Source organism: Paenibacillus qinlingensis, assembly GCF_013204845.1.
Lineage (GTDB): Bacteria > Bacillota > Bacilli > Paenibacillales > NBRC-103111 > Paenibacillus_E > Paenibacillus_E qinlingensis.
In genome coordinates, this window is record NZ_JABMKY010000001.1 from 41,632 (window position 1) to 56,260 (window position 14,629).

Sequence of the window (14,629 nt, forward strand, 5' to 3'; positions counted from 1 at the left end):
GACAAGTCCAATCATCCTTTCTCTTGCTCGTTGCCAAACACACTGAGTAAGGTTTCAATCATGAAATTCACATCTTCATCCGTAGAGGATAATGGCGGACTGAGCGTAATGATATTGGCGTAGCCAGGAACGGTATCCCCATTCTTACCGACGAGCAGTCCCTTACTTTTGCAAGCTAGTATAATGTTTGTTACCCGTTCTACCGAAGCGGGAATCTTCGATTTCCGATCCTCTACCAACTCAATCCCCATAGCCGATCCGAAAATCCGGATTTCCCCGACATGAGGATGCTCATTCAACGGATCTAATCGAGCTCTGAATGCTTGCCCAATCTCAGCCGAACGCTCAACAAGCCCCTCACGCTCAATAATGTCGAGATTCGTTAAGGCGACTTTACAGGAAACAGGATTTCCACCAAACGTATTGACATGTCTAAAATGGCTAGTTGCTTCTTTCTCTTTGAAAGAATCGTATAATTCGGCTGATACAGCGGTGGCTGAAAGAGGCGAATAGGCGCTTGTTAACCCTTTGGCCATCGTGACAATGTCCGGTCTTACCCCATAATTCTGATGACCGAAGGGCTTGCCCGAGCGCCCAAAACCACAAATGACCTCATCAACAATTAGCAAGACATCGTATTGATCACAAATACTTCTAACCGCCGGTAAATAACCCTCGTGAGGAACAAGCATTCCACCGCCAGTAATAACAGGCTCCAGAATCACACCAGCAACGGAATCTGCGCCCTCCCACACGATGGCATTCTCGATTGCTTTGACACATTGTAAGGAGCAGGTTTCTTTCGTCTGTCCGAACGGGCAACGATAACAATAAGGCGGGGGCACATGCTGGAAGCCTACACCAAGCGGTTCATATTTCAACTTGCGTTGTGCTTGACCCGTTGCTCCCAATGCACCCATGGAATTTCCATGATACGCTCGGTGCCTTGAAATAAACTTATGTTTACTGGGTTTTCCATTCTGGTGGTGATATTGACGGGCGATTTTGAACGCGACTTCATTCGCATCTGATCCTGAATTGGAGTAAAAAATGCGGTACTCCCCTTCGAGCCATTCATTCAATTTCGCCGCTAACTCAATAGCCGGTATATGGGATTGAACCAATGTCGCATAAGCAATCTTCATCATTTGATCAGCGGCTGCTTCAGCAATTTCACGCCTTCCATGGCCGACATTCACGCACCATAAGCCTGACATGCCGTCCAAATAGCGGTTACCGTCAATATCAGTTACCCAACTGCCCTCGCCGGAAGCGATAATCATGGGATTCTCATTATGTGGGGACATATGATGCCACACATATTTGCGATCTTTCTCTAGCAGCTCCTCTTTAACCAATGGATCAACGTCATCTTGAGCGCTCATAAGCAGTTCCTCCATCTCTTGTCCATTCGTTCTTACTCTATTTCTATGTTCAAAAAGAGGATGTCATCCCTAGCTTTAGTTGTTATTTTTCAATTGGTAGACTTGGTTTTGGCAGAGTTGAAGGTTGGGGGTTAACGAAAGGAAACCTTAGCATTGTTTAAAAGTTACTCTTCAGAGGATTCGCTTCCCTCATAAACAGACTTTCGAATTGCAGTGGTTAATTCCTGAAAAAGTGGGGATTCCCGCGTTTGCAAAATGCGATCGCCACCTAATGGGATCTGGTGGATCGCATGTACACGACCTGGATTTGCGGATAAGACGATGATCCGATTCGAGAGGAATACGGCCTCAGGTACACTTCGGGTGACAAAAACGATGGTTTTGTTCATTTTCTTCTTTATTTCCAGTAAATCCAATTGTAATTTGTCCTTCGTAAATTCGTCCAAGGTTGAGAAGGGTTCATCCATAAAGAGTATGGGAGGATCGAGGGATAACGCACGTGCTATAGCAACTCTTATTTGCATACCAACGCTGAGCTGCCAGGGGTAATAATCCTTAAACTTTGTTAATCCGACGGTATCGAGTACTTGGTCTACCCTATCTTGGTACGAATGTCGGGATTGTTCGTGAACTTCCAGCGGCAGTTCGATATTCTCTCGTACAGTCCGCCATTCAAATAAGTTAGGTGTTCGAAAAATAATGCCGAATTTCCGGCGCAGCCTCACTTCCTTGGGGTGTTCCTTCTGAATCGTAATCTGCCCACTGGAGGGCTGTAAAAGATCAGCCATAAGTCGAAGCAACGTTGATTTGCCGCAGCATGAAGGTCCTAATACTGTGACGAATTCATTCTGCCCAACATCAAAGGTAATGTTCTGAAGGACGGTCACTTGCCTCCCTTTTTTACCGAACACCATACCGACGCCATCCAATGAAATTTCCACTTTCTGACGGGAAAAGTCTGAATTCACCGGGTTCCTCCTTCTATCCACTGATCATTGCGTTATATCTCTGTGAGTATTAGTAACTCTATATGTTATATTATATCTTGATTTCCTATATTTTCATTATACATTCTGTTCCTAATTTAGAATCCATATTTGACATAGTGTAAAATCACTTACTCATTTCTGCACCCCGCGCTCGCGGTTTAGTTATCTTGCGCATGAGTATGATACATAACTTATATTATGTAAACAAATTATCGATTCAAGCTTTATATCCATATTTTGTTCATATTCTCTATTTCTTCATTTTGATAGAATGTGTAAGTACCCACATTCGACATCTAGGAGGAAGACGATGAAAAAGATCATTCTTACAACAGTTGTTGCTACGAGTCTTATGTTCGGTGGAATCGTGAATGCCACGCCTGCTAATTCTTACATAGCTACGGATTCTGACACTTTCTGGTCCATTTCTCAGAAGTTTAATGTGCCTTTGTCTGAGCTTATTGCAAGTAACCCCAAAGTGAATGCGGATAATATTTATGAAGGCGTTATCATTTCTATACCTTCGAAGGCCACTCCAAAAGCAAGTTGGGAAGTCAAAGCCGATGCGATCATTGCTGTAGGGATGAAACAGCTCGGCGTGCCTTATGTTTTTGGCGGCAGTACACCTTATGTAGCCTTTGATTGCTCTGGCTTTGTTCAATATGCGTTTAATCAGCAAGGTTTTAATTTGCTGCATTCTGCGGCTTTACAAAGTCAATTAGGAACACCTGTAGAGAAGAGCAACCTTCGTAAAGGAGACTTAGTTTTCCTACAAGGCACCTATACAACGGGTGTTTCCCATGTGGCGATCTATCTAGGCAATAATCAAATCCTGCAAGCAGGAACCATGGGAACAAGAGAAGTGAAAGTCAGCACGTTATTTGGCACACCTTATTATGATGCGCATTATTGGGGAGCACGCCGTTTGATTAACTAACCACGAACGAAGAACAAAAAATAAGCTAAAAAGGACAACAGCACTTCTATTGAAGTTTTTTCAGCCAAAACTACAAATGTGGCAGTTTGAAGCAACTCCAAAAACCAGTTAACAGCCGCAACATCGGATTGTTAACTGGTTTTATATACACACTTATAATAACTGGAAAAAGTACAGCTATTTATGATGATTTCCCTCAAAAACTTGATTTAACTGGAAAATATGTAGTTATAACTAACGCTTTTGTTCAAATCCAATAAAATGGTTAAAATTAACTGGAGATTATCCATTTATTCTAGCTTTAATCGGAATATCCGAAGATTTAACTACAGAAAATCCATCAAATCACTAACTCTAAAACTTCTCCCTCTCAACACCACTCCACACATTTACGACGAACTATCCCGTAACAGCTGGTTCTAAAACAGTCAGTTTGTTCGCATACGTATCCAGTTCAGCCATAGCCCCAATGGGTATCGCTGCTTTGTAATAGCCATGTGCCGTACTAAAGTTAGTCAAAAGTGGTTTTCCTAAAGGAACGATAATCCCCGCTATTAAATCATTATATGATGTCGCGTAGGAAGTCGTACAATTCGTGCATTGCCCCATCACGATCCCCACGCAATCTCGAAATTTTCCCGCCATAATTAATTGTGTCAAGTAGCGGTATACCGCATTCGTTGGCTCGTGCGTCTCTTCGATGACGATTATTTTACCCATTGTATTGATTTCGAAAGGTGTCCCGAGTGTCCCGACGAACGAGGTGAGATTACCACCAACAATTCGCCCTCTCACTGTACCTTTCACTGGGCCATTCAGCACCATACTCGGTGGATTTTGAATCACTCTGGGGCTTACGAGTGTAGAAGTTGCCGCATAAAATTGATCGAAATTATAGGCTGGTGTATTGGAGTTAAAATCAATTAACAACAGGCTTTGAAACGTAATGAGATTGGCAAATTGGAATAAAATATTTAATAAAATCGTAATATCACTGTAGCCCGTAACAATTTTCGGATGACTATTGATGAGGGGATAATCCAGAAGCGGCAAAATATCCTTAACCCCCGTACCACCTCGTGTCGGGAGAATCATTTTTACCTTCGGATTGACAAACATACTCATCAGGTCTTCCGCTCGCTGTTCTGCTGTCGCTGCAACGATCCCTCCATACGCGTATGTGTATTTGCCCACGACAACATTGAACCCCATGTCTCCGAGCGTCCCTATTCTAGCATCAATCGTGCTCGCATCAAGTGGGCTCCCTAATGTAACAATGCCAATGGTATCTCCACTTTGTAAGATGGGTGGGCGTATTGCCATCGCTATACCTCCTACCAATGACATTGGAGAAAAAAGAACTTCTCCTCAATCCCTTTTATGCTTCAAAATAGTGAATTATGACAACATCTCCTTCAGATTCCCATACCAACTGGAATAAATGTGGAAACACGATTCATGGCTTCCTGCTTTTGTTTATCCCCAACGTGTGTGTATATTTGCGTCGTTTGAATACTGGCATGTCCGAGCAGCTCTTGCAGCGTTCGAATATCCGTCCCTGCTAATACTTGCATCGTTGCAAATGTGTGTCTCAACTTATGGCTGGAGAATGATTTCCCCTGCAGCTCCATAAATTGCCCTTTCAACTGCCCGAACTGCTTCTCTGCAATCGATTGAATCATTCGTATACTAATGCGCCGGCCGAATTGGGATACAAAGAATGGCTGCTCGCTCCCACTCCTCGCCTCCAGTCGCTCAACTAGCGCGCGCTCAAGTACTTGGACGATTTCTAGGGGAAGCGGGATGACACGCCACTTACGCCCTTTCCCTAAGACCATCAATGAATTCGTTCCGCGATTGAAATCGGAGATATTTAACCGATGAAGCTCACTGACCCGCAGTCCCGCATAGCTCATCAGTAAAAACATGGCTACATTGCGAATCTGGTACTTCCCTTCAATGGATTGTAGAAAGACAGATAGCAGCTCCTCACTCAAAAAAGTCGGAACGGAATTCTTCTCTACTTTCGATTTCTTGACTGCAATTGAAGGATTGTTCTTCACCATCTGCAATTCTATGAGTGCTGAGAAAAATGTTCGGATCGAGGAGAGATAGCGATTCCTCGCGGCATCTCCCGCCCCACCTTGGCGCATCTTGGTCAAGAAACGCATAATATCAATCGCCTCAATCGTAGACAACTCTTTCTCTCCGAGGCTTGTCAGAAATAAACGAACATCTCCTAGATACGCTTGTTGTGTTCGTTTCGTGAACCCCTGATCTTTCATCCAGGTGTCAAAAAGCTCCAAATACTCGTCATCATATGTGAATCTAGTGTCCATGCTAGTAAACTCCGTTCGTTACAAACTAAATTGCGTTAAATATAGATTTAGTGCAATTTTTTTTGATAAAAAATTCGCTTATTCTTCCTCTCAGAACCAGTTTCTGTCACTGGTAATTACTAGAGATAAGAATAAGCGTATTGTTGGAATCATTTGAGAAAAACAACTCTTAATCCCGCGGATACTCCACCTTCATAATATCCATGAATGGCACCTTATCCAATTCGCCTTTACAATCCATATGTACTCTTCCCGTACGTGAATCCATCGTTGCGATTGTTCCTCTTACCGTTTCCTCGCGCCCCCATACCGTTAACACGATCTCGGAATTCTCCATCTTCGCTTCCGACAACTGGTTACCGATTTCTTCTAATACGAATTCATCGCGTGTTGGCCGTTTCGCTACCTTTGCTTTTGCCATCCCCTATTCTCCTCCGTGTTCCGTCAGCTGGACGGCATAATAATTTCTTTCACACGACCAACTTGGCCATCTGTGAGTCTTACTTTTATACCATGAGGATGTGTAGGTGAGTTGGTTAATAAATCCTTCACGATCCCGCGTGTAAGTTTCCCGCTTCGTTGGTCTTGCTTTAACACAATGTTCACTTCTCTGCCAGGTACAACATCTTTCCGATTTTGTCCATTCATGCTGCCTAAGTCGCCTGCTTTCATGCCATAATGTTGATTCATTATATCATAGTTTCCCCATCTACCCCATCTCGATGAAGGATTTTACTCACGATATTTAATTAATGATATTAATGATTTATCTCATTAAGTAAAATTCAAGCACAAAAAAACGGGAATCCTAAGATTCCACGCCTCTGATAACAGTCTTTTCTGCTGCCTCATCGCTTTTTCTAGAAAAATAAGGGATTAGCAAGGCACTTGAGAAACTAAAGATCATTACAGCCTTAAATACGTATCCATCAAAATCCTGAATCCCGAGGATCAGTGCCAACAGGAACATTCGTGAAATAACAAGGATAAGCTCGCGCCATACCATCACCCTTGTTTGATGAATGGGTTCTAATGGGTACGTCAATAGAAATTGCCGTGAACTCCAAATTGTAGCGAAGAAAAACAATCCAATCGTCGTTAATATGTTGGAAAGGACCAAAATCAAAGGCGTCGGAAATAACGCTAATAAGAAACCTGCCGCCGCGGCCCCCATGCCAAAGGTTAACCATTTGTTATCACTAATCTCACGCGTACGACTAAAACGGCGGTAGATGAATACACAGGCAATCGTGAATGAAGTGTACATAATTTGCAACAAAGCAATGTTGAGCTTATCTTGAGTAACCGAAAAGGTAAAGATCAGTGAGAATATCCCTTGAAACTGAATGAAAAATCCGCCAGCAACAAGCGAAGGGATCATCCATTTCAATTGTGGGGTTGCGAAAACTTGACCCAAGCGGAACTTACGAAACACGGGTTCATTCGCTTCTTTCAAAGAAATAGGCGGGACGAAAAAGGATGTAAAAATCATAAGTGCGATGAAAATGAACATAATGAAGAAGGACGCTGTAAAACCCATCCATTTAATAATCACTGCAAATAATAATGGATTAAGGAAAGAAATCAACTGACCGATCACATTGACAGCTGAAAAAAATACAGTGAATTCCTTCCCTTTTCCGAAAAGCGATATACCCATATTATTCGCTGAACCATATAACCCGTTCGTAAGTCCTACAGGAATTGCGATCAATGTTATGTAAAGGATTTTCGGTTCAAAATGCACCCAAGATAGAAGGACAAATGTGACTCCTGCCCCTATGGCAGCAACTCGCATCACTGAGCCAATCGTAAACTTGGATAGGAGATTTGCCCCGTACATAAAGGCCACTCCCCAAGCTAGAAACATAACTAGATTAAACCAGGCAACGTCGAAGATTTGATTTCCTTTTTCCCAAATAAAAAGATTAATAAATATGCCCATATAGTTAAAAATAATGCCAGAACTTATACTCATCCATAATAGTCGTTTTAGCGCGGTCGTCATGGTGTCCACTCTCTCTGAACGAAATTTTGATAAACTAGTTACGTGGGCATAGATTCTCCCTTATAATGAAAACATACGAAAGTTTATGCGGTTTAACTTTCATAATCATATCACGGCGTCAGCTCGGAAGGAATGTATGTTATGCCTAGGTTCATGGACGATACGATAAGTCCTTATCCACTTCGAATCATTACTTTGCCTATCGATGCTAGTAAATTGAAGCTGCAGTCGCTACAGATTCGACATGTCGGACATCTGCCTGGACGGATTATGTTTCGCGGACATGCCACATTCGAGAGTTTTGCCATTGTATATATAGCAGGAGGCAAGGGAACTTACCGAGTTAACGACGGTCCGGTTCAAAAAGTGGAAAGCGGCAGCCTCTTCTTCTTCCGGCCTAATCAGGTATATCAATATGGTCCTGATCCCGGAGGCTTCTGGGATGAGTATTATTTTACGCTTGAAGGCAGCCGAGTAAAGGAATGGCAGAACAGTTGGTTAACCGATTTAGATCAAGTGAAGCAGGTTGGTTCTGAGGATGCTGCCCAACATAATCGGATTGAGCGGATATTCATTGCGATGGAAAGTGGTGTTCCTGCTAATATTGATCGTGCAGCTTTACTTCTTGAGTCATTACTATTTGAATTCATTCAGCGTGCGGAAGCCACAACGGAAACAACGAAGAAGGGTCAGTTCATCCATCTGATCAACGAGCTCAGCGATTCATTATATCAACCATTTGATGCGCAAAGTATTGCCAAGCGACACCATATTTCACTTTCTACCCTTCGCAGAATCGTCAGCGATTACTCCGGTTATCCGCTAAATACTTACATGCATAGAATGAAAATAGCGGAAGCCAAAAACATTTTGTTGAATACAACTATTTCTGTAAAGGAAATTGCCGACTCGCTAGGTTATAAAGATGTCTTCTACTTCTCGCGTATTTTCAAAAAGTATGTAGGGGTCTCCCCTCATATTTTCCGAAATACGATGCACACCTAGTCACAAAAATTTCCGACTACTTAGCACGACTTGTCACATTGCCGCATATGATAGATTGAAAGCAAATCATCGTATGTGGAGGTGAATCAGACATGGCACTTACACTATCGGGTTTAATGCTTTATGCAATGTGGCTTGTCTTGGGAGTCATGGGTCTTAGCTTCGTAGTAGAATTGTTCAAATCGTTCTCAACTGGCACTTTCTCCAGTTCTACGATTACCAATTACTTGAGAGACCTTTTGTACTTTGTGTTCCCTTTATTCTTACTTTCCAACATGATGCCGCTAGATCATACCGATTATATTATCAAAATTGCCTATTATATCGGTGTGCTTGGCGTCCTCTATAATTATGTTGGAGGCTATTTTAAAAAATAATTTTGCAATCGCATTCAAAGCTGCTGAGATGCTCAGCAGCTTTTTTAATGCACAAAAAAGCTGCCTACCATAGATTGGTAAACAGCTTTTCAAATCCTTTAGAATCGCGGTAAATTTGATAAATTATTGCTTGGATCTCCGTCCGGATATGAACGCAAGGTTTTCTCGCCTTTCCGATTTACCCCCGTATTCGCATCTTCGATTAAATCCGCTTCAGTCATCTCAATTGCCGTCTGGACATCAACCACTTGACCATTTTGAAATTGTACAGCCTCAATACTACCATTTTCATAATGTACAGATTGGATCATTGCTTTATTCGGATCAATCGTATGTGGACCACTACTACGTCGTCGCGGCATAAAGTCTCCTCCTCTATCTTCCTGAAAGTTGATCAACCCCACGACAGTGGGGTCTCGTTGTAGCTTCATTCAGATACTATGACTGTGTAGACTCACTCTGGGATTTAATTTCCTGCTTCAGATCTTCTGTCTTCTGCTGCGCTTGCTTAATTTGATTTTGAAGATCCTCTACCTGCTGCTCGGCCTCTGTAAGTGCCGCTGCTGTAGCTTGTGAATAGATTTGCTGAGCAACCTGCAAGGTTTGTTCGGCTGCTTGCTCTGCTTTTTGGGCAACATCTTTGATTTGTGCTAAACCAAGTTCCTTTTGTTGCGGCATGGTAATACCCCCAGCTGATGTTTTGCATACCCAATTAATGTAGGCAACCTAGTCCTTTTTTATTCGGGCAAAAGATAAGCATGTGTACTTAACTGATCAGCTAAAAGGTTAGTCGGTATGATGAATTCCGGTGTCCCCATATAACCAGGCGTAACCTCATATTTTTGAAACACGATGACAAGCTTGCCATCCTTATTGATATAGAAACTTTGATCCTTTTTGATCGACTTAAAGTTAAATTTCACATCATTCGGGACCCCTTCCACCCAATAAATTTTGGTAGGGTCCTCCTTCATTCGTTGGATCATTTGCGCCTTAATATAGTCACTGATCACTTGAATATAACCCTCATCCTTAAATAAGCTCGGTAATGTGATTAACAACTGATTTTTCTTATCAATCGTGTCATATTGGAAGGTTGTGGATGAAGAAGCCGCTGTGTTAACAACATATCTGCCTACCGCGAAGATCTGGTCATTGTCCGTTTTAACGATATACCCACTATCTACGCCAAGGTGTCCCTCTAATCCACTCTCTTTCATCTTCTCAATATCGCTCATGAAATCCGTGTAGAGCTTCTTGCTTTCTTCCAAATATTTGTTGTTTAGCGATTCTTCTAATACTTTGTTCTCTAAATTCGTGATGATCGGAACTTCTACTTTTGCTTTATTCGCGCCATCATCATACTGATATTCTCGAAATGTCAGAACTTTGATCAGTTTCCCAACGACGGGCATATCCGCTAACGACCCAGCGAAAGCTGGACTTGTATTAAGACCCGCTACAAATACGATAGCTGCTGCCGCGACAGCAACAGTTGTCCACTTCAGGTTAGTCCTAGGCTTTTTTCTGTGTTGTTTAATCGCTTGCTTGACAATAAAATCGAGCTCTGCAGGAATGGGTATGTCCATATAGGTTTGTTTCATTTGTTCTAGCTTCTCGTCCATGGTTAGTTTACCTCCACAAGCGTATCATCGTTCATTTTTATCCGTAAAAGCTTAAGTGCTTGATAAAGCCGAGTCTTAATCGTACTCGTGTTTTCTTTTAACACATCGGCAATTTCATCGATCTTCAAATCTTCAAAATAGCGAAGCGTAATCACACTGCGATACATGGTAGGTAAATCTTCTAACGCCCTCTCCAAATCAATATTCGTGTAGGCATCTTCACTGCCAGGCGTTATGGCTTCCATCGTCACATCATCCATAACCGTAAGTTTCTTATGTTTACGTAAGAAGTCTAATGAGGTATTGACGACAATCCGGTAAAACCAACTTTTAATTGCCACATGGCTTTTTAATGAATCTGAAGCTGCAAAAGCTTTCTGAATCGCCTCTTGCACGATATCCAGTGCATCCTCTTGATTTTTCACATAGCTATAGGCAAGACGATATACATGTTCCTTATGCTCCGTTATACAGGTTATTAGTTCGGTTTCTAGCTTCCTATTCTTAGTCATATCGTTGATGACGCTCCTTTTACCGCGCGGTTAATCAGAATTGAATCATGTTGTAGCTAAGACGTTTAAGGGGGCCAAATAGTTTGATTACGATGCCTACCAATTTAGGGAATCCACTGGTATACTAACAGCAAGACGCTTATGAGGTGAACCGTATGAATATTATTAAAGTCAAAGACCGCCATGAGTTAGATCGACGAGTCCCTTCGATGCCTTGGTATATTGAGAAATTTATTAATTATAAGCTTCCTGATCTTTCTCCTTCATCACTTCTCGAATATGTACGTGATTATGAAATTTTCCTCTCCTGGCTTCTTGCTGAGGGATTAAGTACGGCAACTGCAATGAATCAAGTTCCCCTTGAGGACTTAGAACGATTGCATATGGACAGCGTCAATAATTTTCGCATGTTCCTTGCGACGCGTAAAGCACAAGCTAATGGTAAAACAACGATTAACCGCAAATTGTCTGCACTTCGATCCTTATTTCATTATTTGAGTCAAATTGCCGAGGATGATAATTTCTACCCGCTCCTTAAGAGGAATGTGATGGCAAAGGTAGAGATCAAGCGTGCCCACAAAGCCAAAGACAGCGCGGCGAAGCTCGAAGGCAAGCTGCTGCAAGAAGAAGAAATTGCCGAGTTCATTGCATATGTAAAAGAAGGCTATGAGCAGGATGTTGCAACGAATAAACAAGCACTATATGCCTATGAGTTAAATAAAGTTAGAGATGCCTGTATCGTCACCCTGATCCTCAATTCAGGACTTCGGGTATCAGAGGTGTTTAACCTAAACGTCGATGATATCGATATGAAATTGAAGCTCGTCCATGTGTATCGAAAAGGTAAAAATGACGATACTTTCAAAACGCCAGTCTACTTCCGTCTCGATGCTATACAAGCCATCACGGACTACTTGAGTATTCGCTCCTCCCGATACAAGCCAGCTAAAAAAGAAAAAGCCCTCTTCGTTGCCATGGCCAATGGCAAAAAAGAAGGCGAACGTATGACTAAGCGAGCAATTCAAGAGCTGGTAATCAAATATGCGAAGCGTTTTGGCAAACCATATTTATCTGTACATAAGCTGCGACACTCGTTTGCCACCGATTATTACTTACAGAACGACTTGTACAAAACGCAAGAACAGCTTGGCCATGCTTCCCCTGAGACCACACAAATCTATGCGCATCTCACCGATCGTACGATGTCTGAAGCGATTGATAAACGTGCGGAGTCTTAATAACTTATTCCTTAGCAGGTTCAAACGTTTTGACGACTTCATACATACCGGGTTCAAATGTAGCGAACGTCATAGCTTCCTGCAAATATGGAAGAGGTCTAGGATCATTTCGCATAGCTTGGTAATCTTCGGCGCTTCTCCATTGTGCATACATGGTTACTTTCGTGCCATCTAGACTTTGATGAAGACTCGAAGAAACAAATCCAGGAGCATATTTCACAGAAACTTCAGTCGCTTGAGTAAGCAACTCAATTAGACGAGCCTGATTAATCGGTTCTACTGTAAATACATTGATGAGTGTAACCATCTCAGTATGCATTGATATTTGTGTCATGTTGTTGTCTCCCTTCACGTCGATGAACTTATCCAATTGGATAAGTTTTTTTGCTTATCTTTGGGTTTATTGCAATTTCCTATACGTCTCGATCTCATCGTACATTTGCGATACAGCAGGATCTAACTCTTTTGCTTCAAAGTCAGCAGAACGGCTAAGCTTTTCCCAACGCTTGGTTTCAGCTAATTTCCCTTCGTCAACCGCGTTAGCAATGTTAACAGCATCACTTCCAAGCAATAGCCGGAGCGGCGGATTGTCTTCATTTACAATCGTTATAATAGCTTGTGCGGCTTTATCCGGATCACCGTTCTCTTTTCCTGTTGTGTCGCGCAAATGTTTCAGCAAACCGCCAACCGTTTGTGTATACGCCTCGCGAGGTTCGATATGCTGCATGGAAGAACCCGCCCAATCCGTGCGAAAGCCTCCTGGTTCGATTATCGTAACCTTTAATCCTAATGGACTCACTTCTTTGGATAATACCTCAGAAAACCCCTCTACTGCCCACTTTGCCGTTTGATAAGCTCCAAGACCGGGAGCACCAGTCCGGCCCCCAATAGAAGAGAATTGAATGATATGGCCGTAGCCCTGTTCTCTCAGCTTGGGCAATGCGGCTTTGGTTACGTTGATGACGCCCCAAAGATTCGTTTCTATTTGAGCACGAAAATCTTCCATCGAGGTTTCTTCAATCGAAGAGACATTCCCGTAACCTGCATTATTTACAAGGACATCTAGACGTCCGAAAGTATCGAAAGCGGTATGAATGGCTGCTTCGGCTTGATCAAATCGATTTACATCCAATTGTACGATGCGAACCTGATCACCGTAACGCGCTGAAAGGTCGTCAAGCTGCTCTGTTTTGCGGGCAGTCGCAACTAATCGATCTCCATTAGCGAGCACCGCTTCCGCAAGACTGCGGCCAAAACCTCGTGAACTTCCTGTAATAAGCCAAACTTTAGACATATCATGTTCCTCCTCAGCTATGTTTGGAATGTTTATTCCATGAGTTAGTATAGTCCTTACACACACCTTTCGTCAATAGATTTTGGAATTATTATTCCACTCCAAACATTGCTAATTGAGTTAGGGAATTATGTAGATAAAGTTTTTCTTTACATTTTTGAAAACACTTTATGACTTGCTATCCCTAACTAACTCAATAATGGAATATTAATTCCAATTTAATATAAAAAAAAGCCCTTTGTGACCGCGTATCACAGTCTACCAAATGGCTGTTTCTATACAAGTATCGCTTTCCATGATGCCTCTAGAATCTGTTGAATCTGAATCTCGTTCAATGGATACTTCTGCACATAATATCCTTTCAGGATGGAAGTAATGATGCCGTGAATCAGTTGGTGGCATAAATGAGATTCCATTTCCTTAAAGATTCCATTCTTCTGTCCTTCGATAATAACGGAAAGTACAACCTCTCGGGAATTATGGGCATCATCCATATTTCGAATCTCAGGCGATATATACGGCGAAAAGGAAAAACTGTCAATAAACAGGTACTCCTTCGGAAAATCGATGCCGAACTGAAGCCTGTTTAACTGAAGGCGTTTAAAACGCTCATATAAACTGGCTTCGGGTGTGAAACCCTTCACTAGGCATTCGCCCATATGCATCCGTGATTCTTTATAAACAGCATGAACGATTTCTTCTTTATTTGCGAAATAGTTATAGATCGTGCCAGATCCTACATTTGCTCTCTTAAATATTTTGGAGAAGGTTACTGATTGAAGCCCTTCTTCATGAATTAAGTCGAGCGTGGCAGCCATTATGTCCTGCTTCTTACTCATTGTTTCCACCTCTTGACACTTACATTAGTACGAGCCTTAGGCAGATGTCAAGTATGTGCTGGAAAAAACAAAATAGCTGCA

18 protein-coding genes are annotated in these 14,629 nt (G+C 42.2%); 4 read left to right on the top strand and 14 right to left on the bottom strand.

Annotated features, from left to right (window positions below; translation table 11 throughout):
* Positions 1-11 precede the first annotated feature (11 nt).
* Together HQN88_RS00210 and HQN88_RS00215 are read right to left on the bottom strand one after the other, a co-directional pair.
* Positions 12-1,385, bottom strand: a complete 1,374-nt coding sequence (locus HQN88_RS00210) for an aspartate aminotransferase family protein (protein ID WP_173108258.1) — start codon at positions 1,383-1,385, stop codon at positions 12-14.
* Between the two features lie 164 nt (positions 1,386-1,549).
* Positions 1,550-2,353, bottom strand: coding sequence for an ABC transporter ATP-binding protein (locus HQN88_RS00215; protein ID WP_274319926.1), 804 nt, complete (start codon positions 2,351-2,353; stop codon positions 1,550-1,552).
* A gap of 331 nt (positions 2,354-2,684) precedes the next feature.
* Between HQN88_RS00215 and HQN88_RS00220 the strand changes: the two genes are divergently transcribed.
* On the top strand, positions 2,685-3,311 hold the full coding sequence (locus HQN88_RS00220) for a C40 family peptidase (protein WP_173108260.1): 627 nt from the start codon (positions 2,685-2,687) through the stop codon (positions 3,309-3,311).
* Between the two features lie 399 nt (positions 3,312-3,710).
* Here HQN88_RS00220 and HQN88_RS00225 read toward each other — a convergent pair whose 3' ends face one another.
* The 5 genes from HQN88_RS00225 to HQN88_RS00245 all read right to left on the bottom strand — a co-directional run bounded on the left by HQN88_RS00225 (position 3,711) and on the right by HQN88_RS00245 (position 7,658).
* Positions 3,711-4,634 carry a S66 peptidase family protein gene (locus HQN88_RS00225; RefSeq protein ID WP_173108262.1) on the bottom strand — a complete coding sequence of 308 codons (924 nt, stop codon included), beginning with the start codon at positions 4,632-4,634 and terminating at the stop codon, positions 3,711-3,713.
* A gap of 92 nt (positions 4,635-4,726) precedes the next feature.
* Positions 4,727-5,650 carry a tyrosine-type recombinase/integrase gene (locus HQN88_RS00230; RefSeq protein WP_173108265.1) on the bottom strand — a complete coding sequence of 308 codons (924 nt, stop codon included), beginning with the start codon at positions 5,648-5,650 and terminating at the stop codon, positions 4,727-4,729.
* Between the two features lie 169 nt (positions 5,651-5,819).
* Entirely contained in the window at positions 5,820-6,071 is a 252-nt protein-coding gene (locus HQN88_RS00235) for a YolD-like family protein (protein WP_173108267.1), read from the bottom strand.
* A 23-nt stretch (positions 6,072-6,094) separates the two neighbouring features.
* Complete coding sequence (locus tag HQN88_RS00240) at positions 6,095-6,298, bottom strand: YwbE family protein (protein ID WP_173108842.1); 204 nt, start codon at positions 6,296-6,298, stop codon at positions 6,095-6,097.
* Positions 6,299-6,458: 160 nt separating this feature from the next.
* Positions 6,459-7,658, bottom strand: coding sequence for an MFS transporter (locus HQN88_RS00245; RefSeq protein WP_173108269.1), 1,200 nt, complete (start codon positions 7,656-7,658; stop codon positions 6,459-6,461).
* A 141-nt stretch (positions 7,659-7,799) separates the two neighbouring features.
* Between HQN88_RS00245 and HQN88_RS00250 the strand changes: the two genes are divergently transcribed.
* Both HQN88_RS00250 and HQN88_RS00255 read left to right on the top strand, forming a co-directional pair.
* Positions 7,800-8,663, top strand: a complete 864-nt coding sequence (locus HQN88_RS00250; RefSeq protein WP_246319988.1) for a helix-turn-helix transcriptional regulator — start codon at positions 7,800-7,802, stop codon at positions 8,661-8,663.
* A gap of 92 nt (positions 8,664-8,755) precedes the next feature.
* A complete protein-coding gene (locus tag HQN88_RS00255; RefSeq protein WP_173108271.1) occupies positions 8,756-9,040 on the top strand; it encodes a hypothetical protein in 285 nt (94 codons plus the stop codon).
* 98 nt (positions 9,041-9,138) lie between these two features.
* On the opposite strand, the gene HQN88_RS00260 is transcribed toward HQN88_RS00255, so the two are convergent.
* The 4 genes from HQN88_RS00260 to HQN88_RS00275 form a co-directional block, all read right to left on the bottom strand.
* Positions 9,139-9,402, bottom strand: coding sequence for a DUF3892 domain-containing protein (locus HQN88_RS00260; RefSeq protein ID WP_246319989.1), 264 nt, complete (start codon positions 9,400-9,402; stop codon positions 9,139-9,141).
* 76 nt (positions 9,403-9,478) lie between these two features.
* Positions 9,479-9,718, bottom strand: coding sequence for a hypothetical protein (locus tag HQN88_RS00265; protein WP_173108273.1), 240 nt, complete (start codon positions 9,716-9,718; stop codon positions 9,479-9,481).
* 59 nt (positions 9,719-9,777) lie between these two features.
* Positions 9,778-10,665, bottom strand: coding sequence for an anti-sigma-V factor RsiV (rsiV, locus tag HQN88_RS00270; RefSeq protein ID WP_173108275.1), 888 nt, complete (start codon positions 10,663-10,665; stop codon positions 9,778-9,780).
* 2 nt (positions 10,666-10,667) lie between these two features.
* Positions 10,668-11,177: an RNA polymerase sigma factor gene (locus HQN88_RS00275; protein ID WP_173108277.1), complete on the bottom strand. Its 510-nt coding sequence runs from the start codon at positions 11,175-11,177 to the stop codon at positions 10,668-10,670.
* A gap of 155 nt (positions 11,178-11,332) precedes the next feature.
* Between HQN88_RS00275 and xerS the strand changes: the two genes are divergently transcribed.
* Positions 11,333-12,415, top strand: coding sequence for a tyrosine recombinase XerS (xerS, locus tag HQN88_RS00280; RefSeq protein ID WP_173108285.1), 1,083 nt, complete (start codon positions 11,333-11,335; stop codon positions 12,413-12,415).
* Positions 12,416-12,419: 4 nt separating this feature from the next.
* Here the strand turns inward: xerS and HQN88_RS00285 are convergent, their stop codons facing one another.
* From HQN88_RS00285 to HQN88_RS00295, 3 genes are all read right to left on the bottom strand, one after another.
* On the bottom strand, positions 12,420-12,749 hold the full coding sequence (locus tag HQN88_RS00285; RefSeq protein ID WP_216855582.1) for an antibiotic biosynthesis monooxygenase family protein: 330 nt from the start codon (positions 12,747-12,749) through the stop codon (positions 12,420-12,422).
* A gap of 66 nt (positions 12,750-12,815) precedes the next feature.
* A complete protein-coding gene (locus tag HQN88_RS00290; protein ID WP_173108287.1) occupies positions 12,816-13,709 on the bottom strand; it encodes an oxidoreductase in 894 nt (297 codons plus the stop codon).
* Between the two features lie 275 nt (positions 13,710-13,984).
* Entirely contained in the window at positions 13,985-14,548 is a 564-nt protein-coding gene (locus tag HQN88_RS00295) for a TetR/AcrR family transcriptional regulator (protein WP_173108289.1), read from the bottom strand.
* Positions 14,549-14,629 lie beyond the last annotated feature (81 nt).